The 25,221-nt window shown below is 64.7% G+C and carries 22 protein-coding genes; 2 read left to right on the top strand and 20 right to left on the bottom strand.

All coding sequences use genetic code 11. The features are described from left to right. Positions 1-4: 4 nt before the first annotated feature. The 20 genes from HPF_RS13995 to HPF_RS13900 all read right to left on the bottom strand — a co-directional run bounded on the left by HPF_RS13995 (position 5) and on the right by HPF_RS13900 (position 22,553). On the bottom strand, positions 5-652 hold the full coding sequence (locus HPF_RS13995; protein WP_133156925.1) for an OmpA family protein: 648 nt from the start codon (positions 650-652) through the stop codon (positions 5-7). Beyond that, positions 649-2,709, bottom strand: coding sequence for a type IV secretory system conjugative DNA transfer family protein (locus tag HPF_RS13990; protein ID WP_133156924.1), 2,061 nt, complete (start codon positions 2,707-2,709; stop codon positions 649-651). Before HPF_RS13990 ends, HPF_RS13995 begins: the two co-directional genes overlap by 4 nt. Continuing rightward, on the bottom strand, positions 2,706-3,845 hold the full coding sequence (gene virB11, locus HPF_RS13985) for a P-type DNA transfer ATPase VirB11 (RefSeq protein ID WP_226466619.1): 1,140 nt from the start codon (positions 3,843-3,845) through the stop codon (positions 2,706-2,708). Before virB11 ends, HPF_RS13990 begins: the two co-directional genes overlap by 4 nt. Then, the gene (gene virB10, locus HPF_RS13980; protein ID WP_133156923.1) at positions 3,842-5,161 is read right to left on the bottom strand and encodes a type IV secretion system protein VirB10; all 1,320 of its coding nucleotides are present in this window, start codon (positions 5,159-5,161) and stop codon (positions 3,842-3,844) included. Before virB10 ends, virB11 begins: the two co-directional genes overlap by 4 nt. Further along, positions 5,158-6,078: a TrbG/VirB9 family P-type conjugative transfer protein gene (locus HPF_RS13975; RefSeq protein ID WP_133156922.1), complete on the bottom strand. Its 921-nt coding sequence runs from the start codon at positions 6,076-6,078 to the stop codon at positions 5,158-5,160. Before HPF_RS13975 ends, virB10 begins: the two co-directional genes overlap by 4 nt. Then, positions 6,075-6,845, bottom strand: coding sequence for a VirB8 family type IV secretion system protein (locus tag HPF_RS13970; RefSeq protein ID WP_133156921.1), 771 nt, complete (start codon positions 6,843-6,845; stop codon positions 6,075-6,077). The genes HPF_RS13975 and HPF_RS13970 overlap by 4 nt, the downstream gene beginning before the upstream one ends. 23 nt (positions 6,846-6,868) lie before the next feature. Further along, a complete protein-coding gene (virB5, locus tag HPF_RS13965; protein ID WP_133156920.1) occupies positions 6,869-7,564 on the bottom strand; it encodes a P-type DNA transfer protein VirB5 in 696 nt (231 codons plus the stop codon). Between the two features lie 25 nt (positions 7,565-7,589). Then, positions 7,590-8,657, bottom strand: a complete 1,068-nt coding sequence (locus tag HPF_RS13960; RefSeq protein ID WP_133156919.1) for a TrbL/VirB6 family protein — start codon at positions 8,655-8,657, stop codon at positions 7,590-7,592. A 12-nt stretch (positions 8,658-8,669) separates the two neighbouring features. Next, the gene (locus HPF_RS23930; RefSeq protein WP_243721585.1) at positions 8,670-8,888 is read right to left on the bottom strand and encodes a hypothetical protein; all 219 of its coding nucleotides are present in this window, start codon (positions 8,886-8,888) and stop codon (positions 8,670-8,672) included. 206 nt (positions 8,889-9,094) lie between these two features. After that, positions 9,095-11,494, bottom strand: a complete 2,400-nt coding sequence (locus HPF_RS13950; RefSeq protein WP_424955177.1) for a VirB4 family type IV secretion/conjugal transfer ATPase — start codon at positions 11,492-11,494, stop codon at positions 9,095-9,097. Positions 11,495-11,588: 94 nt separating this feature from the next. Further along, positions 11,589-11,921 (bottom strand): VirB3 family type IV secretion system protein, encoded by a 333-nt coding sequence (locus HPF_RS13945; protein WP_133156917.1) that lies wholly within the window; start codon positions 11,919-11,921, stop codon positions 11,589-11,591. A gap of 18 nt (positions 11,922-11,939) precedes the next feature. Beyond that, positions 11,940-12,224, bottom strand: a complete 285-nt coding sequence (locus HPF_RS13940) for a TrbC/VirB2 family protein (RefSeq protein ID WP_226466623.1) — start codon at positions 12,222-12,224, stop codon at positions 11,940-11,942. Beyond that, entirely contained in the window at positions 12,221-12,730 is a 510-nt protein-coding gene (locus tag HPF_RS13935; RefSeq protein WP_133156916.1) for a lytic transglycosylase domain-containing protein, read from the bottom strand. Before HPF_RS13935 ends, HPF_RS13940 begins: the two co-directional genes overlap by 4 nt. A 10-nt stretch (positions 12,731-12,740) precedes the next feature. Further along, a complete protein-coding gene (locus HPF_RS23925) occupies positions 12,741-13,025 on the bottom strand; it encodes a hypothetical protein (protein WP_226466625.1) in 285 nt (94 codons plus the stop codon). 876 nt (positions 13,026-13,901) lie between these two features. Continuing rightward, positions 13,902-17,039, bottom strand: coding sequence for an efflux RND transporter permease subunit (locus HPF_RS13925; protein ID WP_133156915.1), 3,138 nt, complete (start codon positions 17,037-17,039; stop codon positions 13,902-13,904). Beyond that, positions 17,036-18,655, bottom strand: coding sequence for an efflux RND transporter periplasmic adaptor subunit (locus HPF_RS13920; protein WP_133156914.1), 1,620 nt, complete (start codon positions 18,653-18,655; stop codon positions 17,036-17,038). Before HPF_RS13920 ends, HPF_RS13925 begins: the two co-directional genes overlap by 4 nt. Continuing rightward, entirely contained in the window at positions 18,652-19,992 is a 1,341-nt protein-coding gene (locus HPF_RS13915; protein WP_133156913.1) for a TolC family protein, read from the bottom strand. The genes HPF_RS13920 and HPF_RS13915 overlap by 4 nt, the downstream gene beginning before the upstream one ends. A gap of 111 nt (positions 19,993-20,103) precedes the next feature. Next, positions 20,104-20,361, bottom strand: a complete 258-nt coding sequence (locus tag HPF_RS13910) for a hypothetical protein (RefSeq protein ID WP_133156912.1) — start codon at positions 20,359-20,361, stop codon at positions 20,104-20,106. A gap of 108 nt (positions 20,362-20,469) precedes the next feature. After that, entirely contained in the window at positions 20,470-21,867 is a 1,398-nt protein-coding gene (locus HPF_RS13905; protein ID WP_133156911.1) for a heavy metal sensor histidine kinase, read from the bottom strand. Next, positions 21,867-22,553: a heavy metal response regulator transcription factor gene (locus HPF_RS13900; RefSeq protein ID WP_133156910.1), complete on the bottom strand. Its 687-nt coding sequence runs from the start codon at positions 22,551-22,553 to the stop codon at positions 21,867-21,869. Before HPF_RS13900 ends, HPF_RS13905 begins: the two co-directional genes overlap by 1 nt. A gap of 146 nt (positions 22,554-22,699) precedes the next feature. Here HPF_RS13900 and HPF_RS13895 point away from each other — a divergent pair, with 146 nt between their 5' ends. Continuing rightward, positions 22,700-23,809 (top strand): TolC family protein, encoded by a 1,110-nt coding sequence (locus tag HPF_RS13895; protein ID WP_133156909.1) that lies wholly within the window; start codon positions 22,700-22,702, stop codon positions 23,807-23,809. Between the two features lie 13 nt (positions 23,810-23,822). Then, the gene (locus HPF_RS13890) at positions 23,823-25,211 is read left to right on the top strand and encodes a multicopper oxidase family protein (RefSeq protein WP_133156908.1); all 1,389 of its coding nucleotides are present in this window, start codon (positions 23,823-23,825) and stop codon (positions 25,209-25,211) included. The last annotated feature ends 10 nt before the right edge of the window (positions 25,212-25,221 follow it).

Genomic DNA, 25,221 nt, shown 5'->3' with positions numbered 1-25,221 from the left:
TTTGTCAGAGTTGGGGAGGGGCAGTGGCTTGAGCGGACGCGGGTGTCACCCGGTACACCTCGATCTCGACGCGGCGGTTGAGGTTTCTGCCCCGTTGGCTGCCGTTGTCGGCCAGGTGGTCACCGCTGGGCTGGTGGGTGGTGCGGATGCGAGTAGCGTCCACGCCGGCAGCGATCAGGTAGTCACGCACAGCGTTGGCCCGGGCCTGTGCAATACGGCTTTCAGCCGATGAATCGGTGGTGCCGTCGGTGCGCCCCCTCAACACCACGAGTGGCGCGGTCTTGGCTTCTTCCACCAGTGTCGATGCCTCCTCGGCGGGTATCGACACCCGGGTGCTGTTGAAACCGAAGTGGACGATGCGCACGCTGTTGGCTTGCGCCTTCTCCTGGATCGACGCCATCACCTGCTGTCGCACGGCCATGTGGGCCAGCGTGGCGGTGGTGGTCTCGGCGAGGCGGTTGGATTCGTTGGCCTGGATGCGGGTGTTTTGAAGATCGTTCTTGCACACCTGCAGGTCGATGGCCATCTGTGCATTGGCGGGCCGCTTCTGAGTTTCGTCCACGGTGGGGGGCTTGGGCGGTGAGCTGCAGGCGCCCAGCAGCGTAAGGCTCGCCAGGGTCAGCGCGATGCGCGGGGTCGGGTGGATGGTCATGGCTGTTCCTCCAGGGTTTCGAGCCGGATGGGTTCTGTGTTGCTGGTAGCGGACGGTGCGGAAGGAGTGTTTGGGGTGGACTCGACCTCATCGACCTCATCGACTTCATCGACCGGCTCGATGGACCCGCCTTCACCAACGGCTTCCAGCCTGTAGTCGAAGAAGCCGATGCAGGTTTCCGCCAGCTTGTCGGGTGGACCTTCCATCTGGTCTTTGGTCAGCTTGACGTCGTGATTCAGAACGCCGATGTCCATGCTGGTCTGCCCGGGGGGAAGCTCGTCCTCGGCGAAGCGCCAACGCTGCTGGACTTTGGCGAGGTGCTGATCCATGTTCATCTGCGGCACCTTGGGGGCGGGCAGCAGACGGTCGGTGAACGCCGAGTCCTGGAAGTAGCGGATCTTTTCGCCGAGGATGGGCTTGCAGTTCTCGAAGATCACCACCAGCCGTTCGGAACCCAGTTCCTTGAACTCTTGCGGCAAGAGCAGGGACCGGCGCTGCTCGCTTTCGTTGCGGCTGTAAGTGCTGTGCCCGTGTCCGCTGAATGAGCGGCTGCGGCCCCGGGTGGTGACCCGTTGGGTGAAGTGACCCAGCATGGCGCTGTACTCGTCGGCGTCGCGCTGTTCGCGCGGGGCGAAGAGGATCTGCAGGCCGTGGTTGGTGGCGAAGGTGCGGGCGTCCTTGTCGCCATAGACCGCGTCCAGCTGCGACATGGCCTGCACCACGGTGAGCAGGCGCAGGTTGTAGCCGGCGAGGAAGGCGGCAGAGTGGGTGATGATCCCAACACGCCCCATGGCGGTGAACTCGTCGTTGACCAGCAGGCACTGGTATTTGAGTGACTGGTCATGCTCCGGCAACTGCTGCGTGTTGAGGCTGACGAGCTGGGAGAAGAACAGGGTGAGCAACGGCCGGGCATTGGCCAGCCGGTGGGGCGGGATGCGCACGTAGACCGACATGCGTTGGCGGCGCAACTGGCTCAGGTCGAAGTCGTCGGCGCTGGTGGCGGCATCGACCACCGCATCCGCAAAGATCGTCAGCGGCGCGTGAAAGGTGGCCACCACGCTGGCGAGCGTGTTCTCCGAGTTGCACAGCAGGCGCTGCAGAGCATCCAGACATTCTTCGGAGAACGGTTTGCCGGCTTCCTTGCGTTGCTCGATCAGCCCACTGAGGTGTTCTTTCAACGGGCGCCCTTGCCCGGAAGACTGGCGCAGCATTTCACCCACCGTGCGGGGCAGATCGGGCGTTTCCAGCAACAGCAGGCCCAGGCCGAGAAAGAGGTTGCGTGCCTGGTCGTTGAAGAAGGCTTCTGACGAGGTGCCGCTGCCATCGTTGGGGTAGAAAACCTGGCCGATGCCCAGCAAGTCACCGACGCGGTGCAGTTGACTGGTGCGGACCGCGGTGAGCGGATTCCAGCGGTGACTGCGGGCCTCTTCGTCAAAGGGGGAGAAAGCGTAGACAGTCTGTTGGTGCTTGGACCGGTAGCCCGCCGTGATGGCGTGGTTTTCGCCCTTGATGTCGAGCACGACCACCGAATCCGGCCAGTTCAGCAGGTTGGGCACCACCACACCGACACCCTTGCCGCTGCGGGTGGGTGCTGACAGCATGACGGAGAGTTGTCCGGGCAAGGCCAGAAACTGGCCACGAAAGCGGCCGATCAGGATGCTCGGTGTGGCGGCTTGTTTGTCGTTCAGCAACAGGCCTGCCTTTTTCACCTCAGAGTTGGAGGCGAAACGGGCGTCACCATGGAGCGGACGACGCGGACGGCTGGCCGATATCAGGGCCACAGGCAAGAGCACCAGCGTGACAAGGTGGGCCGTGGCGATGGAAACCAGCAGCCGCTTGCGCAACGCGGGCTCATCGGCATAGATCAGCCAGTAGTCCACGATGCTGTTCCAGGTCGCCAGCCTGGGGTGTGTCTTGCTGAAGACCAGAAACAGCACGCCCGACAGGTAAAGGGCCGCGATCACCAACAAGGCCACGCCGAAGACGGCGATGATCCCCAGCGCCGCCCGGCGCACATCCAGCCTGGACACGGTGGGCCGGAGCAATTTGGCGTTCATGTCCGAAATCCGCCAAAAAGGGTGGCCTGGGCATCGGCCATGGCATCCCGTGTGGCGTCGTCGGTGTGTTGCTTTCGGCGCGGCTCGTAGGCAATCTCGGAAATGAAGCGGCCCCGTTCATCCCGGTTGAACTGCACGATGACATCGATCACGATGCCCAGAAGGCCCTTGATTTCGTCCAGTCGCAGGCCGCCCCCGGCGCTGCTCTCGCGGATCATGAGCGACATCTGTTCCAGCGCCAGGGCACAGCTGCCCGCGTGCACGCTGGTGATGCTGCCGGGGTGGCCGGAAGCGGCCAAGCGAATGAAGGAGAAACATTCTTCGCCACGCAGCTCGGCCAGAAAGATGCGGTCGGGCTTCATGCGCAGACAGGCTTCCAGCAACGACTTGGCCGTCACGCGAGCCGTGCCCTGTGCATCCTTGCTGTAGAACAAATGCACCACGTTCGGGTGATGAGGGATGGTGAGTTCGGCCGTGTCCTGGATGGTGATCAGGCGCTCATGGAGCGGGACTTCCTCGATCAGTGCTTTCATGAAGGTGGTCTTGCCCGATCCGGTCCTCCCACTGACCACGATGGTCTGGTGCTTCTGTACCGCGAGGCGCAGGAACTCGGCGTACCGGCCCGCGGCCTTCAGTGCGAGCAGTTCTCTCTGGAAGGGCTGCAGACCGTCGTCTTCGGCGCCCAGTGCCGCGCACTCGTCGATTCGGTCGAACAGACCCTCGCATTCGAAGCTGAGCAGGCGCCTGATCAGTTCCGATGGCTTGCGCACCGTGATGGATACGGTGCCGCGCGTCACAGCCGGGGGAATGACGAACTGGATGCGCTCGCCGCTGGGCAGTGTGGCCGACAGCAGGGGGCGCTCCTGGTTGATCTGCTGGTCGCAGTAAGTGGCCACGGCCGTGGCCAGCGAGAGACAGCGTTCCAACGTCATGGCTGGCGCTTCCACCTGCTGCCAACCGTGAAAGGTCTCCACCTGCAGTTCGCCGGGGCGATTCACACAAACCTCCAACACGCCCGGTGCATCCAGCTGTTCGCGCAGCGGGCGCAGGAACTCGACCACCGAGGTGGCGTCGCCACACCAGCCGTCAGGCTGTGGGTCTTCGAAGAAGGACATGAGGTCAATCGCGGGGTTCATCGCGCCACCGGCTGAAGTGCGTAGACCGATGAGAAGTCCACGTCGCGCGCGACGTAGATGCCGACGATGCCGCCCTGGTTCTGGTAGATCAGGGGCGGGATGTTGATGGTGCTGTCCAGCACCTTTTCGGCCAGTTTGCTGGTGTTCTCGGTGGTGGATGGCAGGACGATGGTGTCTGCATCCCGGTCCTGCATCTGGTTCTGGATGACCAGCTTGACCGAGTCGTCGATCAGTGAGAGCAGCATGGCGGCGCCGATGCGGTCGCCCCACCGGTTGTCCACGTGGCCATCAATGCCCGACTCGCCCAGCTGCCCGGTGCCGGGCGACTCAACGTCCACCGTGACGCCATTCGGCGTTCGGATGCGGGTCCACAGCACGGGAATGCGGACGGTGCCGGGCCGTACCGATGCGATGCGGTATTCGCCGTCCAGGTGCGAGCCACGCTCGATCAGCAGTACCCGGCCGTTGTCGCTGTACACGTCGCGCTGCACCTGGCAGCCGACCAGGCCCGAGGTGGCGCTAATGACCCGGGTTTTGAGTGCGCAGGTGAAGGCTGTGCCCTTGGGCAGGGTGAGGCTGCGGTCGCCCAGCGTGGTGGCCTTCACACTGGGTGTGGCGGAGCCCTGCAACTCGCCGCCGAACAGGCCGGCCGCCGCGGAGCGAAGGCTCGACCCGATGTCCGGTGATGGCGTGGACTCGGTGGTTGAACCACCCAGACCTGCTGGCAGGGCATTGCCCTGGGTCAGGTTGTCCAGAAGCCCTTGCAATCGGCGTTGGTAGTCCTGCAGTTGCCTGGAAGTGGACGCCGCCGGATCGTTGGACGACTGCGTTGGGTCGCCGTTGGCGCCAGCGATGCCGCCCGGGCGGGACGACACCACCACTACCGGGGCGTCATCCGGGGACAAGGTTTTGGGTCCGGATGGCGTGGCCGTGCCTGTGTTCCGCAGTCCGATGGGGTCGACGGCTTCCGCAGGGGAGGGAATCAAGGCCGGGACGCGAGGTGTGGCGGGCGGGGTCATGTCCAGCTGCCGGGTACCCGCACCAGCCGCCGATGGACGGTCCCGCAGCATGGACTTGTCCTTCTCTGAATCGCCGCTTTCTGCGAAGTATCGGTACAGGTAAGAGGCAGTGATGCCTCCGACCATGAACAACACCAGGCCAATGATTCCGATGTTCTTCCAGGACAGGTTGACAGTCTGCCGTCGGGCCACATTGGGAATCCCTGCCTCACCCGGCAGGGGGCTGATGGTGTTGCCGCCGTCCTGCGGCGATGGCTCGTCGTTTGGCGCTGGTGAAGCCTGGGCTTGATCGGTCATGGCTGTGCTCCTGCCGTTGATGAGGAGAAAATGGATGCTTCGGGCTTCAGAACCCGCTGCACCCCCGGCACCGTGGTGGAGCCTTTGGCCGGCGATCCCTCCAGATCAAAGGCTTCGTTCCAGATGCCCACCACGGCCGATCCGGCACGCAGCATCAGGCGGCGGCTGACCCGGTCCACCACCAGGGTGTCGTCCTCCATGCGGGCGTTGACCAAGGTTTCGCTGCCGTCTCCCAGCACGTGGAAGACTGCGGGCACTTCGCGGTTGCCCGGGAACCTCAGGTAGGTGAACCGGCCGTCGTCGTAGACCAGCGTGGGGACGATGTATGCCGAACCAGTGCCTTCGGCCAATGCGTACTGGGTGTTGAGCACGGTGGGTTTGGCCGCCAGACGCTCCGCCACGATCTGTTGGGACGTCGGTGGGGGTGGGATCGGCGGCAGGCTCGCCAGCGCGGCCAGTTCCTTCTGCGCCAGACTGTGCGGGGCTGCTCCGGGTTTGGGGGACCGGATGGCCAGGCGATAGACCGGCGTCTGGCGGTCACCGTCCGAAAGGACCACGAAGCGCAGCGTGTGTGAGCGTCGGTCGGTGATGACCGCCAGGTTGTTGGGTGCATCGGCGGCGCTCTTGGCCTTGACGTACAGGTGGCGCCCGCCCGGTTGGGCGGCCACGCACCAGGCGGCATCGGGCTTGCTGCAATCACCGCCCTGGCCGACGGCCACTTCGGTGATGACCTCGCCTTTGTCGAACTCCACGAGCGTCACCATGCCGCGCTTGACCGGAACGGTGACCACTGTATTGGCGTCGTAGAACACTTCGCGTAGGCGCGGATCGTTCTTGTCTGTGGGCTGAGCCGCCGAGTCGGACTGGTGGGCCAAGGCCAACGAAAGCAGCGCCAAGGAGAGTGCAGGGCGGTTCATGGCTTTGCTCCTGTAGTCGGTGTATTGATCTCGGGGTCAGACCGGTAGGCCGTGACCACGAAGCCGAAGGGGTTCTCCAACCGATCCGACTCTTTGGCCAGCACCTTGGGCTGGTACTGGTAGACCACGCTGGCCACGTGCCGGGTGGTCACATCCGGCAGGTTGCGGTCGGTCATGCGCACGACTTTGTCGTAGGTGACGGTCGCGTCGCTCTGGTTGCCACTGCGGCCCGATGCGCGCAGCCGGACGCCAACGATGTTGATGCGCCACTCTTCGGTGGATCCCACCTTCTTTTGCAGTGCGCCATCGCCCTCGAACTGCCGGTTGTATTCCGAGAAGACGGCGGGCACCGCCATGCGGGCCACCTGGTCAAAGTCCCGCTGCAGGAACATCCAGCTGTAGGCCTCGCGGGAACGCACGAAGGCAGCCAGATTGTGTTTGTCCAGCGCCTCCATGGCGGGAATGGTTTCTTCGCTCAGCCGCTGCTGGATGGTCGTCTCACCGGTGACCCGGTCCACCACGATGGGGATCTCCACCACCTTGCGCAGCGGTCCTTGCACGAAGACGGCGGCGATGCCGATCAGACCAATCGCCAGACCGGCCGCAGCGGCTGCCCAGGCCCGGCGCTCGGAGCGCTCCAGCATCAGGGCGCGGTCGATCTCCCAGTCCCGGTTGGCTTGCAGCGACGGGACTTCAGCCGCAGGAGACGGTGTCTTCGGCTGTTTCGGCCATGCGGCGGCCTCACCTGACAACAGGATGGCACTCATGGGGGGCTCCGGTGGGGTGGTGTTTACGGCAGGAAGTCGGAGACTTTGCCGGTGCGGCTCAGCATCTGGTACTGACGCTCGCGCTCACGGGATTGGGCGATGCGTTCCTCGCTGTCGGCCATGCCCTGCAGCATCTGGATTTGCGAGGACTCGTGAGCCAGCAGGGCATTCTCGGCGCCGATGCGGGCCTGGATCTCCTGCACAGATTTCTGGTCGGTGGTGGCGTTGATCTGGGACATCAGCGACTGGATCTGCTCCAGCCGCTGGGCTGCGGACTTCATGGCGTCCTGCAGCAAACCTTTCTGCTGGTAGGGCTGCGCCAGAGTAGCCTGGCATTCGGTGCGTGCGTCACCGCTGCGGTCCATGCAGTTGTAGAGCATCCCGACATCGCGCAGCACCTTGGCCGTGGCGTTGAGGCCGCTGTACCCCGAGGTGTTGATTGCGTTCAGGTAGGTGTAGGCCTCGGCCGGGATGTAGTTCTTGAGCAGCGGGTTGTTGAACACATCGCCCAGGTTTCGCATGCCGTTGATGCTCTCGATCTGGGTCTGAAGCTGTCGGATCTGCTGGATCTGGTTGTTGATCTGGGTGATGTCGTTGATCACCTGCTGCACCGCCTGGAACAGGTTGGCGACATCGATCACGGGGATGCCGGTGGCGCGCGCGTGGCTGGCGCCCAGCGAAATCAACACGGCGGCGGCGACCTTGAGGCGGTAGTTCATGGTGTGCTCCTTGGCAAGTGGGAGATCAAGACCGGCCGCGCAGGGCGGCGAGTCGGTATGCCGCAGACCGTGCGGCTCCGTAGCCCCTGCGGGCCATGTTTCCGGCGTAACGACCTGTGGCTGCTGCGGCGGTCCCCGCCGTGGCCGCCGCGCCAGCGCCTGAACGGATCACACCCCCGGCGCCTGTACCGCCAGCAGCTGATCGGGCAGAGGAGGCTGAGCGCAGGCCCGAGACCATCATCGCGTTCTGGATCATCTGTATGCCTTGTTGGATGGCGGCACCACCGGTCAGGGCCGAGGCGAGGCTGGGCGCCTGGAAGCAAAGGATGGCCATGAGGATCATGAGCACGCAGTAGCGGGTGGCTTCGCCCAGCACATTGAAGGTGCTGCCAAGGAAACCCCCACCGTCGTTGATGGCCTTGAACATGGCGGCGCCCATGTAGGCGCTCAGACCCAGCGCGAAGAAGGCGAACCAGGTGAGCACCACGGCGTTCAGCAACATGGACAACCAGCTGTCGAAGAACCGCGCGGTGGGGCGCCAGGCCAGGCACAGGATGAACAGCGGCCCGATGGCGATCACGAAGGTCAGGAACAGCTTGGCCAGCGTGACGACGAAGAGGGCGATGCAGAGAAAGAAAACGGTGCCGATCGAGAAGATGCCCCCGGCCAGCAGCAGGTCCAGCCGGAGCACGCTGGCCTCTTTCATGATGTCGGCTACCTGGGCACTGGCGTCGTCGTTGAACTTGTCGAGCAGGGCGTAGGGCGAGCTGATCGTGGCGGGGTCCACGCCAGAAGGCAGAAAGGTGCTGGCCACGCCCATGGCCAGCGCATTGGCGGTGTCCGAAACGTTGCTGATGTAGAAGCCCGACTGCAAGGCGAAGGCCAGCACCAGCCCGATCTTGAACACCTTCCAGACGAAGGTGGGCACGGTTTCAGACACCTCGTTACGCAGCACGGCCCAGCCGTAGAGCGCGACCCACACCGTCATCGCAGACAGCGCAATCGGCGTGATCGCCGACATGAGGGAGGACACCACGCCGAGCACGTAGGTGCTCAGAATCGCGTCGAAGTTGGAACCGACCCAGGCGAACATGACAGCGCTCCTTTATTGCACGGCCGAGTAGGGCAGGTTGGTCGGCGGCGGCGCGAAGACCTTGACGCACTTGCTGCCCAGATCGGGAAGCTGGCACTGCAGCCACTGGCCGCCAGTCTTGAGCACCCAGATGCGCGAGAGTTTGGTGGTGCCGTAGCTGGAGGGTCTGCAGGTGCCTTCACGTGCATAGACCTCGGTGCACTCCACCAGACCTTCTCGTGTCTCCACCATGTGCCAGGGGCCTGCGTGGCATCCTGCTTGAGCCAGGCAGGGCTTGGTTTTTCGGATGGGACCGGAGCTGGGCAGTGGCGCCAACTCGACCAACCGTTCACCGGTGTTTGAGGTGCGAACCGCCTCGTTGCCTTTCACGAATTGGGCGCTGGCGCTCGTGCTGAAAGCGACAAGCGTCAACACAATGGGAAGGGTGTGAAACCGGTTCATGTCGCTCTCCTGGAGTTGCGGGATTTGCGATCCTGAACCTCGCGCAGCAGCACGGGAAGCCAGAGAAACGGATCGTTACCGTGTTGTTCACGAACGGTGTCTAGCAGGGCGACGTTGTCGGTGGTGGCCGACAACACGGTCACGAAGTCTTGCAGGCCGCTGAGGTCCAGCTCGCAGATCGCGCTGCTGTGCCCTTGTTTGACCAGGAAGCGCCTGCCGCCTTGCGCGCCCAGGCTGCGCACGATGCCGAACTCGGCTTCGCTGAGTCCGAAGCCATCGACATATTCCTCGCGCACCGCCTCTGGGTTGGCCAGGAAGATCTTGGTGACGCTCTGTTCCACCATCGTGCGGCCGATGGGGTGGCGCAGCACGTCGGATGGGCTCTGGGTGTCGAAGATGCCCAGGCCGTTCTGCTTGCGGATCGTCTTCTGTTTCTGTTTGGCGAAGTCGCTGAAGATGTCGTGGTCCAGTGCTTTCCAGAACTCCGAGATCACGTAGATCAGCCGCTCGCCGTTGACCAGCTCCTCCATCACCTGGAGCAGGTACAGCATGACCGGCGTGCGGACCTCTGGCAGGTCCAGGAACTCGGTGGTGTCGAAAGCGATGACCGAGGCGGACTGCAGGTCTATCAGCTGGTCGTTGGCTTGGTCGAACACCCAGCCCAAGGCTCCGCCCTCGCACCAGCGGCCCAGCCGTTCGTACAGGCTGTTCTCGCCGGACTTGGGCAGGTTCTGGCGGATGGTCGAGAAGCGGCGCAACGCGGTCGGCATCATCGCTACCGTCTTGACGGCATCAGCGATGGCGCGCTCGTCGGCCGGTAGCAGGGGCAGGGCGGGGGTGGCGATGCAGGTGCGCACCAGCTGTTCCCAGAACTGGATGCGGGCCGGTGTGGGGTCGCGCTGCAGAGGGTTGAGGTGCGTGGGCTTGCCCGCTTCGAGCGTGAAGTACCGGCCGTCCATGGCCCGGATGGCGATTTCGCACCCTCGGTCCAGATCGAACAACACCAGCCGGGGCGCTGGGTCCCACTTGCGGGTCAGCGTCAGCAGGAACATCTCCAGCGTGGTTTTGCCGACCCCGGTGGACCCGATGATGATGGTGTTGCCGGGCAGCTTCTTGTCGGCCGAGTCTTCGCCGTCGGGGCTGCTGTGGAAGTTCAGATAGAACGGTTGACCAGAGGGCGTCCTCAGAAGGGCCAGCGCCTCACCCCACGGATTTCCGTCGCGCTTGCCACGGGCGAAGTTGTGCCCACTGGCCAGGGCAGCAAAAGCGCGGGAAGACAACTTGGCATCGCGCGGGCGCCACTGCCAGTTGCCCGGCATCTGGGCGAACCAGGCGGCGTCGGCCACCAGGTCCACCGGCGACATCTGCAGGCTTGACGACTCACCCACGGCGCCGATGGCCTGTGCCGCGCGCCGGCCAGCGTCTGCCAGGCTGTCTTCACCCGGGTTGCCAAAGACCACCAGGCTGTAGTGGTACTCGCCCATGCAGAACTGGCCATCGCCCAGTTCGTTCAGCGCTTCGTCCATGTCCGCGATCTGGCTGGAGACCACATCGTCGCTGGCGATCAGCTGATCGCGTTGCAGCTCCAGGGCGCGGGTGGCCTCGCGGCGCGGCAGAATCGAGAAACTCTGTGTCTCGATGAACTCGCTGTCTTCGTACAGCAAGGCGTTGAGGATGCCCGGTTCGACGGCGTCGGCGTATTCCTTGATGTCCACCAGGGCCGCGCAGCGGCGCTGGTCACCGTTTCGCAATTCCAGCTTGTCGCCGCCAAATGAAAGACGTGTCGAGGGCAGGGTGCGGTGCAGTGGACCAGCCGTGAATGGCACGGGCTTCCAGTACCCGTTGACCAGGTAGCCCAGAAACTCCGCGACTTCCGAGTAGAGGCGGCCCCGTTGTTCGCGCACGCCCAGCAACTGCGGGCCAAACCCGCGCAGTACACGGTGCACGAACGCCGTGCGCTCTTCCATCACCCGCAGCGCTTCGACATGGGCCTCCGCTATGGAAGCCTTTGACCGCTGCGGCGACTGCAGCGCCCGGCTGACACGGGACGTGGTGGGCCGGTAGACCAGGGTCAGGTACAGCTCGTTACTCATCATCGCCCGCTGGTTCAGGTGCGCCTGATAGGCCTGTGATAGGTCTTTGGCAAAGCCGTCCTCCGCCGGGTCGGTCAGCATGTCCTGGATCTTGCGGTGCAGCCGGTGCGTCCAGACGGCCCACTGACCACCTGAGAGGTTGCGCAGCAGGCTGCAGAGCGCTTCGTGCCGTTCCGTGACCAGGTAGTCGTCGGCGCACTCGAAAGCCACACCGTCGAGCCGCCACACCCGCAGGAAATCGCCACCACGGGTGATCACATCGTGATCGCTCATCAGCGACGAGAACGGCACGAACCTGGTCAATGGGTTCTCCGCCAGAGCCTGCGACCAGTGGCGAGGCTGCGGGCCACCCGCCACAGGGCGCCGCGTTGCGCGGCGTGAGCCCTTGCCCAGTCGGTCAAAGATGCCAGACATCGGACGCTCCCCGAAAGAGGGTGGGTGAGTAGCTGCGCGCGCGCCAGAACCGCCGGTTGCGGTCGTGCATAAGCAGCTTGAGCGCGATGAAAATTTGCCGAAACCGCTGTTCGTCCCGGGATGTCACCCAACGCATCCAGAAGAGGGTGGGCACAAAGGACATCAGCACGCCCAGCGCGATCCACCAGCTCACGAGGATGCCGCCCCACATCATCAGCAGCATCCCGCCGCCGAAAAGCACCACCAGTGGCACCAGCGGAATACCCAGCTTCATGGCGGGGCGGGTCGCGCCCTTGTAGATGGTCTCGGCTTGCATGGCGGTTGCCTGCTGAGGTCAGCTGACGATGTAGCTGGCGAACGCCGCTGCACCGCCGACCAGGGTGCCACCGATCAGGATGTTGGCCACATCGGCCAGCCGGGCGCCCTGGAAGATCATCTTGAAGCCGGCCCAGATGATCGCGATCGTCACCACGGCCACGGAGATCGTCACCAGGATCGCGTTGACGTTGGTGACCGTGGTGTTCACCTTGTCGAAGCCTTGCGCCCAGACCTGGGGTGGCAGCAACATCAACAGGCTGAGGGCACGGACCAGGCCTTGAGACAGTTTCTGGCGATTCATGACGGCTCCTTGGATGACGGGTTGGAACGAGGGCGGGGCAGTGAACGGGTGGCGGCGACAACCTTCTGCACATAGCCATGGCGAAAGCCGGTTGAGAAGTTGCCGCTGTAGTAGCAAGAGAGGGCTTTGCGCAGGGCGGACTGAAGGGGGTCCGCCCTACTTTGTGTCAGGCCTGCTCGGTCGAAGCATTCCGTCAACACGGACTGCATGGCCGACAGGTTCTGGCAGGGGTCGAAGGCGCTGCTGGTGTTCAACCCCAGACGCCGGAAGTTGCCCACGTTGATCTGCCCCAGGCCGACGCTGAAGTTGCGCCCGTCGGTGTGCAACTGGTTGGCAGTGGCCACTGCTTCATCCCGGTTGTTGGGCTGGCGGCGCAAAGTACCACCTACGACGCCGATGGCCCAGGGGTTGAAGGAGCTTTCGACGGAGACGAGCGCCTGAGCCGTGGAAAGATGGACTTGTGGTGCACAGGCCAGAGCCAGTGCTGCGAAGGTGGAGGCTTCCATGGCGCTGGCCTCAAGGACGAGAGCGAAGCCAGGCGGCCCGGTCGTCGTCGTACTGGGTATCCCAGGTGCCGAGCTGGGACTTTGCGACCGGGCTGAAATCCGTCACCGTATCGCCACCCATGTCCCACCATGTGCGCGTGAACTGCTTTCCGTCGATGGTGACCGTGATCGCTCCGGTGTAGTCACAGGTGTAAATCGGACCGCTTTCGGCCTCGTGCACCCGGGTGTACTGGGGCGGGCAGTTGCCCGGTGCACGGGCCCACGCATGCCTGGCCGAATTGCCAGCGCCGGACATCCCGCAAGTGGGGAACGCCTTGCCCCGGGCCAGATCCCGAAGCACCTGCCGAATCGGCGGTACGCACTGGGGGATCGACTTCCAGCTGGGCGCCGCGAAGCACAGCAACACTAGGCAACCGTCCACTGCGTGCGCGGCCTTAGGAGCCAGAAGGCTCAGCGAAAGCACCGCAGCAGGCACCACAGCCGAGCGTAACTTCCTGCCAGCGGCTGCTGCGCGCGTTGCTCCGGAGAGCGAGGCTAAGTGCCGAGTTCTTGAAAGGATGAAGTCCACCAGATACCTCACAGTTTCCGCATCCGCTGGAGGTGAAGGTCACTTCATCTCGCTGGGTGCTGTGAGGTCAATGTAGGACTGTTAGGTGCCTGTTCCGCTGCTGGATTTGGGCTGTTTTCCAGCGAATCCGTGCTTTGCAGAACAGAGGCTCTGTCAGACACCCCCAAAAAAGAAAGCCCGGCGCGAGGGCCGGGAATCAAAGTCGCTGTCACTCGACTTTCAGGGAGGAGAGCCGACTGTTCAGGCCGGCCCACATTCAATATCGAGTCACACAGCTCCAAAAGTCCATCAGAAGCTCTGCGCAGTGCGTCGGTGACACGAACCTGAACGAGATGTGTGGTGCATAACGACTCAAACCTTGTCGACGAAGGCCGCTGTGCAGCGATGGCTGTCAGTGCGTACTGCCCTGCGTTTTCACGCGAACTGGCACACAGCGGCTGTTGGCCACAGAGTGAGTTGCTGAACTGAATGACGGACGTCCGAGGCACAGCGGACAACGGGAATCCTTGACCCGGCAAGTGCGACGTCACTAACGCCGCACTCATCGCCAGGTCGCAGGCAGCGGTCGAGCGTGTTCGCGACCGCCCCGTTTGTCTTGCAACGTCAGGACCGGATTTGATCGACGCTTTGCCTCCTCATCAACCGATAGATGACCGGCACCACCAGCATGGACAGAATCGGCGCGCTCAGCATACCGCCCACCATCGGCGCAGCGATGCGTTGCATCACTTCGCTGCCCGTGCCCGCGCCCCAGAACAGGGGCAACAGACCGGCCACGATCACCGCCACCGTCATCGCCTTGGGGCGAACGCGCAGGACCGCGCCTTCGCGGATCGCGTTGAGCAGGTGGTCATCGCTGTCCAGCCCCTGGGCCAGCCGTGCGGCCCAGGCTTGCTTCAGGTACAGCAGCATGATCACGCCGAACTCGGCCGCAACACCCGCGAGCGCAATGAAGCCGACCACGCTGGCCACCGACAGGTTGTGCCCCAGCGCCCAGAGCAGCCAGATGCCGCCGATGAGGGCGAAGGGCAGCGTGGCCATGATGAGCAGGGCCTCGTCGAGGCGGCGAAAGGTCAGGTACAGCAAGAGGAAGATCACCAGCAGCGTGAACGGCACCACCAGCTTGAGTTGGGCGGTGGCCCGCTCCAGGAATTCGAACTGCCCGGACCACGACACCGAATAGCCGGGTGGCAGATCCACCTGCTCGGCCACCACGCGCTGCATCTCCTTCACTGCGCCACGCAGGTCGCGCCCACGGATGTCCACGTACACGAAACCGGCGAGGCGGGCGTTCTCGCTGCGCAACATGGGCGGGCCGTCCGAGATGGCGATACGGGCGACATCCGACAACACCAGGCGCTGACCCCGTGGGCTCACGATGGGCAAAGTACGCAGTGCCTCTAGCGAATCACGCAGTTCGCGCGGATAGCGCAGATTGATGGCATAGCGCTGCAGGCCTTCGACGGTCTGTCCGACCTCCATGCCGCCCACCGCACCCGCAACCACGTCCTGTACGTCGGCGATGTTCAGGCCGTAGCGCGCCGCGTCATCCCGCCGAATGTCCACATCGATGTAGCGCCCGCCGGTCAGGCGCTCGGCCAGCGCGCTGCTGACCCCAGGCACCTGTTTGATGGCCGTCTCGATCTGGCCCGTGAGCCGGTCGATGGTGGCCAGGTCGGCGCCGGCCACCTTCACACCCACCGGGCTTTTGATGCCGGTAGCGAGCATGTCGATGCGGTTGCGGATCGGGGGCACCCAGATGTTGGACAGGCCGGGCACGCGCACCGTGCGGTCCAGCTCCTCGACCAGCCGGTCCGGCGTCATGCCGGCGCGCCACTGGCTGCGCGGCTTGAACTGGATGGTGGTCTCGAACATCTCCAGCGGAGCCGGGTCGGTTGCGCTGTCCGAGCGGCCGGCCTTGCCGTAGACGCTCTGCACCTCGGGCACGGTCTTGATCAGGCGGTCGGTCTGCTGCAACAACTCGGCGGCCTTGCCGGCCGACAGGCCGGGCAGCGCGGTCGGCATGTACAGCAGGTCACCTTCGTCCAGCCTGGGCATGAACTCGGCGCCGATGTGCTTGAGCGGCCACAGGCTGGCCATTAGCAACACGGTGGCCACCACCAGCGTCAGCTTCGGGGCCCGCAACACCGCGTCCAGGCAGGGGCGGTAGAGCGCGATCAGCATGCGGTTCAATGGGTTGGCGTGTTCATCGGGGATGCGTCCTCGGATCAGGTAGCCCATCAGCACCGGGATCAGCGTCACGGCCAGCCCTGCCGCCGCCGCCATGGCATAGGTCTTGGTGTAGGCCAGAGGCGCGAACAACCGTCCCTCCTGCGCCTGCAGCGTAAACACAGGAATGAAGCTCAACGTGATGATCAACAGAGAAAAGAACAGTGCAGGTCCAACCTCGGCGGCCGCCTCACCAATCACGCGCCAGCGCGGTTCGCCCGAGAGGACCTGCCCCGGATGCTCATGGCCCCATCGCTCCAGGTGTTTGTGCGCGTTCTCGATCATCACCACCGCAGCGTCCACCATCGCACCGATGGCGATCGCGATGCCGCCCAGCGACATGATGTTGGCGTTGACGCCCTGCTGCTGCATGACGATAAATGCCATTAGGATGCCCAGCGGCAGCGAGACGATGGCCACCAGGGCGCTGCGCAGGTGGAACAGGAACAGCGCGCAGACCACGGCCACCACCAGAAACTCTTCCAGCAGCTTGAACCCCAGGTTGTCCACCGCACGCTCGATCAGCCCGGAGCGGTCGTACACCGGCACGATCTCCACGCCCTTGGGCAGGCCGCTTTGCAGCTCGGCCAGTTTGGACTTGACCGCCCGGATGGTCTGTAGCGCGTTCTTGCCCGAACGCATCACGATCAGTCCACCGGCCGCTTCACCCTCGCCGTCGAGTTCGCCGATGCCACGCCGCATCTCCGGCCCAAGCTGCACCCGGGCAACGTCGCCCAAGCGCACTGAAACACCCAGGTCGGTCGTCTTCAGTGGGATGGCCCGGAAATCGTCCAGGGTCTTGAGGTAACCGCTTGCCCGCACCGCGTATTCGGCCTCACCCAGTTCGAGCACCGATCCCCCGGCCTCCTGGTTGGCGCGGCCGATCGCCTCGCTCACCATCGTCTGCGTGATGCGGTAGGCGGCCAGCTTGTCGGGGTCGAGCACGATCTGGTACTGGCGCACCATGCCGCCCAGGCTGGCCACCTCGGCCACGTCCGGCACGGTCTTGAGCTCAAAGCGCAGGAACCAGTCCTGAAGTGAACGCAGCTGGTCCAGGCTCTGGCTGCCACTGCGGTCCACCAGCGCGTACTGGTAGATCCAGCCCACGCCGGTGGCGTCGGGCCCCAGGGAGGACTTGGCCGACGGCGGCAGCCGCGACTGCACCTGGTTGAGGTACTCCAGCACGCGGGAGCGCGCCCAGTACAGGTCCACGCCGTCGTCGAACAGCACGTAGACGAAGCTGTCCCCGAACATGGAGTAGCCGCGCACCGCCTTGGCACCGGGCACCGACAGCATGGTCGTGGTCAGCGGGTAGGTGACCTGGTTCTCGACGATCTGCGGCGCCTGGCCGGGCCAGCTGGTGCGGATGATGACCTGGGTGTCCGAGAGGTCGGGCAGCGCGTCCAGGGGCGTGCGCAGCATCGACACAACGCCCCAGGCAGTGAGCATCACGGTGGCCAGCAGCACCAGGAAGCGGTTTCCGATGCTCCAGTGGATGAGCCGCGTGATCATGGCTTCGCTCCTTGCGCAATCGGCGCCAACCGCTCGATCCGGGTGATCTGCGGTTCGGCCCCGTCCTGCGTGCGGAACTCAATGCGTACCGGGTCTCCTTGGGACAGGCCACGTGGCCGCTGTTCGACCGGTGGCAGGCGGAACGCCATCGTCATCCCGGGCCACTTGAGCGCCGGGATGGCGGGATGGGTGAGGGTCACGCTGTTCCCGTCCACCGCGTCGATCACGGCATCGGTGCGGTGCAGATCCGCTGCCGCCGAAGAGGCCTGGTTCAGTCGCGCCTCCAGCCCACGCAGGCTGGCTTCGGAGTCGATCAGGAACTGTCCCGACAACACCACCCGTTGGCCGGCCTGCAGACCTTGCACGATTTCGGTCAGGCCACCGGCTTCGCGCCCCGCACGTACCTCCACCGGCCGGAAATGCTCACCGTCTTCGGCCAGCATCACCACGCTGCGGCGACCGGTGTGGATCACCACGTCGCTAGGCACCAGCAAGGTTGGCTGGCCTGCCGGTTCGGCGAACCGCATCTGCACGAACATGCCCGGCACCAGCCGTCCGCCGGGGTTGTTCAGCTCCAGCCGCGCCTTGAGCGTGCGCGTGGCAGGGTCCACCTCGGGCAGGATCGCCTGCACCCGTCCCTCGAAGGTTTGCCCCGGCACCGCCGGGCTGCTGGCGCTGACCTTCGCGCCGGGTTGAAGCAGTGCCACCTGGCTCTCGGGCACCTGGCCCTCGGCCCAGACCGTGGCCGTGCCTTGCAGGCGCATCAGCGGCATGCCCGGCATTACGGTCGCGCCCTCGCGCACCATCAGCTCGGTCAGAGTGCCACCGATCGGCGCGCGCAGCGTGAAACGGGATTGCACCGCACCGGTCCGCACCACCTGCTCGATCTGTGCCGCGTCCATGCCGGCCTGTCGCATGCGCTGGGTCGCGGCGTCGCGCAGTGGCCCGAGGTCGGCGCCCGGCATGCGCGCGACCGCCAGGTACTCTTCCTGGGCAGCCACCCAGTCCGGGACGTAGATCTCGGCCAGCGGCGCACTGGCCGCCACGCGGTCCAGTGCAGCCCGGACGTGGAGCTTCTCCACGAAGCCCATGGACCTCGCGCTGACCACGACCTGGTTGCGCTCGTTCCAGGCCACGTTGCCCGCCACCGAGAAGCCGCCATTCAGCGATCCTTGAACCACCTCCACCGTGCGAAGGCCCAGGCTTTGCTGGATGCGCGGACTCACCGCCACGGCGCCGGTGTCGGCACCTGCGCTGGCGCTCGCGCCGCCCGAGTAGCGCGGCACCAGCATCATGTCCATGAAGGGCGATTTGCCTGGGGCCTCGAAGTTTTTGCCGGGCACCATGGGGTCGTGGTAGTTCAGGATCATCCGGCCGGTCACCGGGTCCATGTCGCCCGCCTTGAGGCCGTCGCGCAGGTGGCGGGCGGTGGCTTCACCGCCCTGAACCACCGTCCAGGCGTCCGGGTTTTGCGGGGCGCTTGCGGTGCTGGGTGATGACGGCGGCGAGCCCATCTCCATGCCCGAGTGCATGCCGGCGGTCCACGCACCGTAGCCCACCGCACCCAGGGCCACCAAGGCCACGACACCCAAGCCGATGCTGGTTCGAACGTTCATGGTGTCAATCCTTGTGCAGCGGCCGGTTCGGCGGGGATGAGGTAGGCGAGTTGGGCCCACAGGCGGGCGGTCGAGAGGTGCAGGTCGATCCGCTCCATTCGCAGGTCCAGCGCCATGCGCCGTGCGGCCAGCACCTCGCTCAAGGGCGCTCTGCCGCCCCGGTAGGCGGCCAGCGTCGTCTGGATGCGCTGCTCGGCCAGCGGCAGCCGCTCGGCATCGATCAGGGCGAGTTGGGCCAGACCGGCTCGCCAGCCTTCCTCCCAGCGACGGATTTCGGCCAGGTGTTCCCGAGCACGCTCCTCGCGTTCGGCCCGCAAGGCGTCCACTTGGGCGAGTCGGGCCGCGAGTTCGCGGTCCTGCCGCTGGGGGCGATCCCAGGTCAGTGGCACCGAAACCGCCAGCGAGACCATGTTCGGGTAACCCGGGCCGCGCAGGCTGAGCATGAGCTCTGTGCTCCAGTCGGGGTCGCGCTCCTGTCGCGCGACTTCCGCTTCGGCGGCCATGGCCGCTTCCTGCGCCGAGAGCCGCACGAGTTCGGGGTGGTGCGCCAGGCGCTCGGCCCCATTGCCCACCCCCGTGGGTGAAGGGGTCACATCGGGCGGGGTGGCCAACGGCTGTTCGGGGTCGCTGCCGGTCCAGCGGGCCAGGGTGAGGCGCGCGTTGCGGCGCTCTGCCTCGACGCCCAGCAGGGTTTGCTGCAACTGAGCGACAGACTCCCGAGCAGCAATCCAGTCGGCGGGGGACCCGCTGCCGCTGCGTGCGGCCGATTCGCTGGCCTGCACCAGCAGGCGGGCTTCGCCCAGTTGCTCATTCAACAACCCCAGACGCTGTTCCAAGGCCTGGCGCTCCAACCACGCGATGGCGGTATCTCGGCCAATGGTGGCGGATTGCTCCAGGCGCCCAGCTTCAACGGTTTGCGCTTCGCGTTCAAAGCGCGCTGTGCGTGCCTGGCGCTTGGCCGTGCTGGGCAAGGTTTGCATCAGCGAAACCGATTTGGCGGTCATGAAGTCGCGGGAGGTGCTGTACCGGTCGGGCCCGGACAGCGGGACGTTGTCAAGCGACAGACGCAAGACAGGGTCCGGGCGCTGGCCAGCGGCCACGGCCGTTTCTCTTGCCGCACGGGCTGCAGCGTCCTGGGCGACCAGCGCGGGTGAACGAGCCAGCGCCGCCTGGACGGCTTGCGGCAGCGATAGCGGCTCTGCGGCCTGCGTGATGGGGGGCGTCGCAAGGCCGATCAGGACTGCCATGTGTACAGGTGTGATCGCGGTGCGGCAGCGGGCGATGAAGTGGCCGCGACGGCGGCCCAGCCCACCGAAGGCCGGTGAAAGGGGTTCCATGTTTCTGCTCCGAAAGAATGCACACGGGCTGAGCACGCGCAGGAACGCGCGGCTGCCGCTGGCTGACCACCGACCCGGCTTCAGAGGCCGAGTGGTGTCAGGGTGGAAACGTCAGAGCAGGGAGGGCGGACGCCAGATGCTGGCGGGAGAGCCACGCAGTGGCTCGGGGGGCGCGGGTGCGTGCAGCTCGCTTACGTGAAGCGATTGCGCCAAAGCCATGACCGGCGGCGCCACAAAGCCCGTGGGGGCCTGGCACTCCTGCCCGGTCTTGCACATCTTGCCGGTGAGTTGAAAGGTCTCAGCGTCGTTGCAGCAATCGTCCATCGCCATCTCCTGGCCGGCGTGGAACGAGTCGCCTTGCATGGTCATGGCTGCTTCCATTGGGCATGGCGGCTGCAGGCGCAAACCACCACCCCAACCCTGCAGAGGCAGGGCCAAGCACAACAGGAGAGCCAGGAGCAGGCGCATGGGCGGATTCTAGGACGATGCGTCCTGCGTGGGAAAGCTCAGGCAGAAGGTGGTCGTCTGTTCGGTGGACGCCACCGATGCCGATCCGCCGTGGGCTTGCATGATGGCTCTGGTAATGGACAGGCCCAGACCCGTGCCTTCTGAGTCGGGGTTGCTGCGCGACTTCTCGGCTCGGTAGAAGCGGTCGAACAGTCGCGGCAGGTCGGCTGCGGGGATTGCGGGACCGGCGTTGTGCACGCAAAGCTGGATCTGACCGTCGCCCTGAGTCACCAACACCCGCACGGGCGCGTTCGGCGGCGAGTACCGGATCGCGTTGGACAGGAGGTTGCTGATTGCGCGGCGGATCATCAGCCGGTCGCACACGATGTGCGCATTGCCATCCGCTTCGAGGGCAATGTGCTTTTCTTCTGCCAGCGCTTCGTAGAAGTCGAACAGGTCCAGCACTTCGTCGATCAGCGACACGGTCTCGCGGTGCGGCAGTTCGATCCCGTGTTCGGTCTTGGCGAGGAACAGCATGTCGGAGACCATGCGGGCCAGCCGCTGCAACTCCTCGGCGTTGGACGCCAGGATGTCCTGGTACACGCTCACGTCCCGCTTCTGCGCCAGCGACACCTGGGTCTGGGTCAGCAGGTTGTTGATGGGGGTTCGCAACTCGTGCGCCAGGTCGCTGGAGAATTCCTGCAGGCGCGCAAAGTCCGATTGCAGGCGTTCCAGCATGGTGTTCAAGCTCTGCGCCAGGTCGGCGAACTCCGCCGGGACTGCGTCCACTGGCATGCGCTGGTCCAGCTTATGGGCCGTGACCGTCATGGCGCGCGCTCTCATGACACGCAAGGGCTCCAGGCCACGGCGGGCGGCCAACCAGCCCAGCAGACCGCTGATCAGGATCGCGCCTACCAGGTAGAGCGCCAGGGTCTGCCTGAGCGACTGCATGAAATGGGTGTGGTGCGCTGTGTCCAGCGCGATCAAAAGTTCAAGTGATGCGCCGTCACTGGCTTGGCCCGTCCATCTGGAGGGAGGTCGAATGGCCGCCCTCAGACCGCGCAGCGTTTGGTCACCGGCCGTCCAGTCGAATGTGCGCCCATCTGTACCGATGGATGACGGCAAAACGGAAAACACCGACCCCTTTGCGCCATACACCCGCCCCGCGCTCTGGCGCAGCTCAATGAACAACCCGTGGTGACTGGTCAAAAGCTCATCCAGTCGAGGGACCAGCATCTCCGATGACGATGCCTCACCGACGATGGTTTGCACCAGGTCGATCTTGTCCTTCAGGAAATCCCTATCGAGTTCGACAAAGTGCCGACCTACGGCTATCGAGACCAGAAGACCCAGCCCGACCAGAACGCAGGCCGATACCAGGGTGTACAGCGCGGTCAAGCGCGCCGTCAGCGACAGCCGGCCGAGCATCAGTGGGCGTCCTCGGGTGCTTCGAGAACGTAGCCCATGCCGCGCACGGTCTGGATCAGGCGCGGTTCAAATGCATCGTCCACCTTGGCCCGCAAGCGCCGCATGGCCACTTCGATCACATTGGTGTCGCTGTCGAAGTTCACGTCCCACACCTGCGAGGCGATCAGGGAGCGCGGGAGCACCTCGCCATGTCGTCGCATCAGCAGCTCCAGCAGGCCGAATTCCTTGGCCGTCAGATCGATGCGTTTGCCGGACCGGGTCACCCGCCGGCGCAGCAGGTCGAGCTCCAGATCGGCTACTTTCATCGAAGTGGGTTCCATACCCGTGCGGCCACGCCGAAGGATCGTCCGGACCCTGGCCAGCAGCTCGGCGAACGAAAATGGCTTGACCAGGTAATCGTCGGCCCCCAGTTCCAGGCCCTTGACGCGGTCTTCAACCTGATCGCGTGCCGTAAGGAACAGCACCGGCATCTGGCGCCCCTGACTGCGCAGGTTCTTGAGCACCTGCCATCCGTCCATGCCTGGCAGCATGACATCCAGGATCACCAGATCGTGGTCCCCCTCCAGGCCATGGTGCAGACCGTCCACACCGTTGGTGACGAGGTCCACGGCAAAGCCGGCCTCGCGCAGGCCTTGTCTGAGGTAGTCACCCGCTTTGGGCTCATCTTCAACGATCAAAATTTTCACGTTCACATTCTCCTGACCGCAAGTTTGCCCGTACCGGAGCGGGCGTGACGAAAGCTGACATTTTTGTAATCCGGCCGACAGGGAAGTGACGAACTCGCCTCGCCAGAATCCGCACCACTTGATCCACATCAAAAGGAGCGATTGCAGTGAAACCTTTGTTCAGTTATGGAACCACGAGCCAGCTGCTGGCAGCGGGCCTGTTGGCCCTGCCAGTCGCGCTGGCTGCCCAGACGGCCAGCCCGACGCAGGAGGCCGACTGGCGCCGGGCCAACGACGCGGTGGGAGCGCTCAAGCGCGGCCATGCCGACGTGCTCAAGTGGGAGCAGGCCAACGTCAGTGCAGTCACCGCGACGCCAGGCAGCACCATGAGTGTTGCCATCCCCACCGCAGAGGCTGCGGTTCGCATGGCCTGGACGTTGCACCGCGATCTGGCCCGTGCGTTGGCTCGTTTGGGTCCGAAGAACGAGCAACTGATCGCAGAAGGTCGCTGGACGGAACTCGACCCCAGCCTGCAGCGCCGCGTCGAGGATGCCGGCGAGGTGCTGGAGGTGGCTGCGGCGGGGCGCAAAGCCTGGATTGACGCTGTGGCCGCCCAGCAGGTCCTGAAGCACCAGCGTGACATGCTGGAGGCGGCTCAGGCTGCCTATGAACTGGGGCAGCGCATGGTGACGGTGGGCAACTGGAGCAAGCTGCAACTGTCTCCCGTACAACTGGCTGCGTCCAACGCACGCATGAATCTGCGGCGAGCACAGCAAGCCGCCGCCCAGGCCCAGGCCAATCTGGTCAAGACGATGGGGCAAACAGGCCTTCAGGATGGCTTTGCGCTGCCGGACCAGCTGCCTGCTATCCCGGTGCAACCCATGACAGCGGCCGAACTGCAGAAACGGGCTGAAGCGGTTCGCAGTCATTTGCCAGATGCAGAAAGCCTGCGCAACCGTGCTCTGTCGAAGTCGGCCATGAACGTTTACTGGGCCGCCCATGCGTTGGCGCAGGACAGCCAGGGAGACATTCTGAAAACCCGTGAGTTCATCACCGAAGAGACGGTGCTGCACTACAACGGCATGCTCAAGAGCGTATGGGACCTGCTGGACGAGGTGCGCAACCAGTCCCAGGCCACCGTGGACGCCATCGGCGCTCAGCGCGACTTCTGGATCGCTGAAGCCGATCTGCAGTGGGTATTGCAAGGCGGAGAGCCCGACAGTTTTGTGAGCCTGGGGGGCGCCGGTGGCGATGCCCCGGCTGCAGCAGCGCATTGAAAGGACACAACACATGACCAACACCAATTCCAGACGCCAGTTTTTCGCAGGCGCAGCCGCTTCCGTGGCAGGCCTGGCCGTTGCCCGCTCCGCCCTGGCAGGTTTGCCGGAGCCCGTCATCCAGACGTCGGTAGAAACCGCGCCGCCCTTGATTCCGACCACCGGTCGGCCCTACAACCCAGTGGTGACCCTCAACGGCTGGACGCTGCCATGGCGCATGAACGATGGCGTCAAGGAATTCCACCTGGTGGCTGAGCCGGTGGTGCGTGAGGTTTCGCCAGGCTTCAAGGTCAACATGTGGGGTTACAACGGCCAGAGCCCGGGACCCACCATCGAAGTGGTCGAAGGCGACCGCGTCCGCATCTTTGTGACCAACAAGCTGCCCGAGCACACCACCATCCACTGGCACGGTCAGCGTCTGCCCAGTGGCATGGACGGCGTCGGGGGTCTGAACCAACGCGCGATTCCCGTGGGCAAGACCTTTGTGTATGAATTTGAGGCGCGGCGACCCGGCACCTTCATGTACCACCCGCATGCGGACGAGATGGTGCAGATGGCCATGGGCATGATGGGCATGTGGGTGACCCACCCCAAAACCAAGCATCCTCACATCAGTGAGGTGGACCGGGACTTCTGCTTCCTGCTCAATGCGTTTGACATTGAGCCTGGCAGCAAGACACCCAAGGTCAACACCATGACGGACTTCAACATCTGGTGCTGGAACAGCCGGGTGTTTCCGGCCATCGACACCCTGAACGTGCGCCTGAACGACCGGGTGCGCATCCGGGTGGGCAACCTCACCATGACCAACCACCCGATCCACCTGCATGGGCACGAGTTTCTGGTCACGGGTACGGACGGTGGACCGACCCCACCCAGCACGCGCTGGTACGAGGTCACCACCGATGTGGCCGTGGGCCAGATGCGCCAGATCGAGCTGATTGCCGACGAGGAGGGCGACTGGGCCATGCACTGCCACAAGAGCCACCACACCATGAACGCCATGGGGCACGCTGTGCCCACCATGATCGGCGTGGACCACCGCGGTCTGGTCAAGAAGATCCAGAAGGTCGCACCCGATTACATGCTGATGGGCGAGCGCGGCATGGCCGACATGGGTGAGATGCAGATGTCCATTCCTGACAACACGGCTCCCATGATGACCGGCACCGGCCAGTTCGGGCCGCTGGAAATGGGCGGCATGTTCACGGTCTTCAAGGTGCGCAAGGACCAGAAACCGGGCGATTACAAGGACCCGGGGCCGTACCAGTTCCCCGAGGGAACCGTGGCCTACGAATGGAACGGCGCACTTCCCCCGACACCACGCCCTGCGGCCAGCGCTGACACGACACCGGCCGCCGCCACGGCGATCAAACCCACCGTCAAAGGCATGTCCCACTGAAATGGCCCAT

This window comes from Hydrogenophaga pseudoflava (genome assembly GCF_004353865.1).
Lineage (GTDB): Bacteria > Pseudomonadota > Gammaproteobacteria > Burkholderiales > Burkholderiaceae_C > Hydrogenophaga > Hydrogenophaga pseudoflava.
This window is presented reverse-complemented; position numbering and strand designations above follow the sequence as displayed.

Excerpts from the sequence above, each read along its gene's own strand:
- HPF_RS13995 (WP_133156925.1), bottom strand. The coding sequence starts at position 652 with ATGACCATCCACCCGACCCCGCGCATCGCGCTGACCCTGGCGAGCCTT.
- HPF_RS13990 (WP_133156924.1), bottom strand. The coding sequence starts at position 2,709 with ATGAACGCCAAATTGCTCCGGCCCACCGTGTCCAGGCTGGATGTGCGC.
- virB11 (WP_226466619.1), bottom strand. The coding sequence starts at position 3,845 with ATGAACCCCGCGATTGACCTCATGTCCTTCTTCGAAGACCCACAGCCT.
- virB10 (WP_133156923.1), bottom strand. The coding sequence starts at position 5,161 with ATGACCGATCAAGCCCAGGCTTCACCAGCGCCAAACGACGAGCCATCG.
- HPF_RS13975 (WP_133156922.1), bottom strand. The coding sequence starts at position 6,078 with ATGAACCGCCCTGCACTCTCCTTGGCGCTGCTTTCGTTGGCCTTGGCC.
- HPF_RS13970 (WP_133156921.1), bottom strand. The coding sequence starts at position 6,845 with ATGAGTGCCATCCTGTTGTCAGGTGAGGCCGCCGCATGGCCGAAACAG.
- virB5 (WP_133156920.1), bottom strand. The coding sequence starts at position 7,564 with ATGAACTACCGCCTCAAGGTCGCCGCCGCCGTGTTGATTTCGCTGGGC.
- HPF_RS13960 (WP_133156919.1), bottom strand. The coding sequence starts at position 8,657 with ATGTTCGCCTGGGTCGGTTCCAACTTCGACGCGATTCTGAGCACCTAC.
- HPF_RS23930 (WP_243721585.1), bottom strand. The coding sequence starts at position 8,888 with ATGGTGGAGACACGAGAAGGTCTGGTGGAGTGCACCGAGGTCTATGCA.
- HPF_RS13945 (WP_133156917.1), bottom strand. The coding sequence starts at position 11,921 with ATGCAAGCCGAGACCATCTACAAGGGCGCGACCCGCCCCGCCATGAAG.
- HPF_RS13940 (WP_226466623.1), bottom strand. The coding sequence starts at position 12,224 with ATGAATCGCCAGAAACTGTCTCAAGGCCTGGTCCGTGCCCTCAGCCTG.
- HPF_RS13935 (WP_133156916.1), bottom strand. The coding sequence starts at position 12,730 with ATGGAAGCCTCCACCTTCGCAGCACTGGCTCTGGCCTGTGCACCACAA.
- HPF_RS23925 (WP_226466625.1), bottom strand. The coding sequence starts at position 13,025 with ATGTCCGGCGCTGGCAATTCGGCCAGGCATGCGTGGGCCCGTGCACCG.
- HPF_RS13925 (WP_133156915.1), bottom strand. The coding sequence starts at position 17,039 with ATGATCACGCGGCTCATCCACTGGAGCATCGGAAACCGCTTCCTGGTG.
- HPF_RS13920 (WP_133156914.1), bottom strand. The coding sequence starts at position 18,655 with ATGAACGTTCGAACCAGCATCGGCTTGGGTGTCGTGGCCTTGGTGGCC.
- HPF_RS13915 (WP_133156913.1), bottom strand. The coding sequence starts at position 19,992 with ATGGAACCCCTTTCACCGGCCTTCGGTGGGCTGGGCCGCCGTCGCGGC.
- HPF_RS13910 (WP_133156912.1), bottom strand. The coding sequence starts at position 20,361 with ATGACCATGCAAGGCGACTCGTTCCACGCCGGCCAGGAGATGGCGATG.
- HPF_RS13905 (WP_133156911.1), bottom strand. The coding sequence starts at position 21,867 with ATGCTCGGCCGGCTGTCGCTGACGGCGCGCTTGACCGCGCTGTACACC.
- HPF_RS13890 (WP_133156908.1), top strand. The coding sequence starts at position 23,823 with ATGACCAACACCAATTCCAGACGCCAGTTTTTCGCAGGCGCAGCCGCT.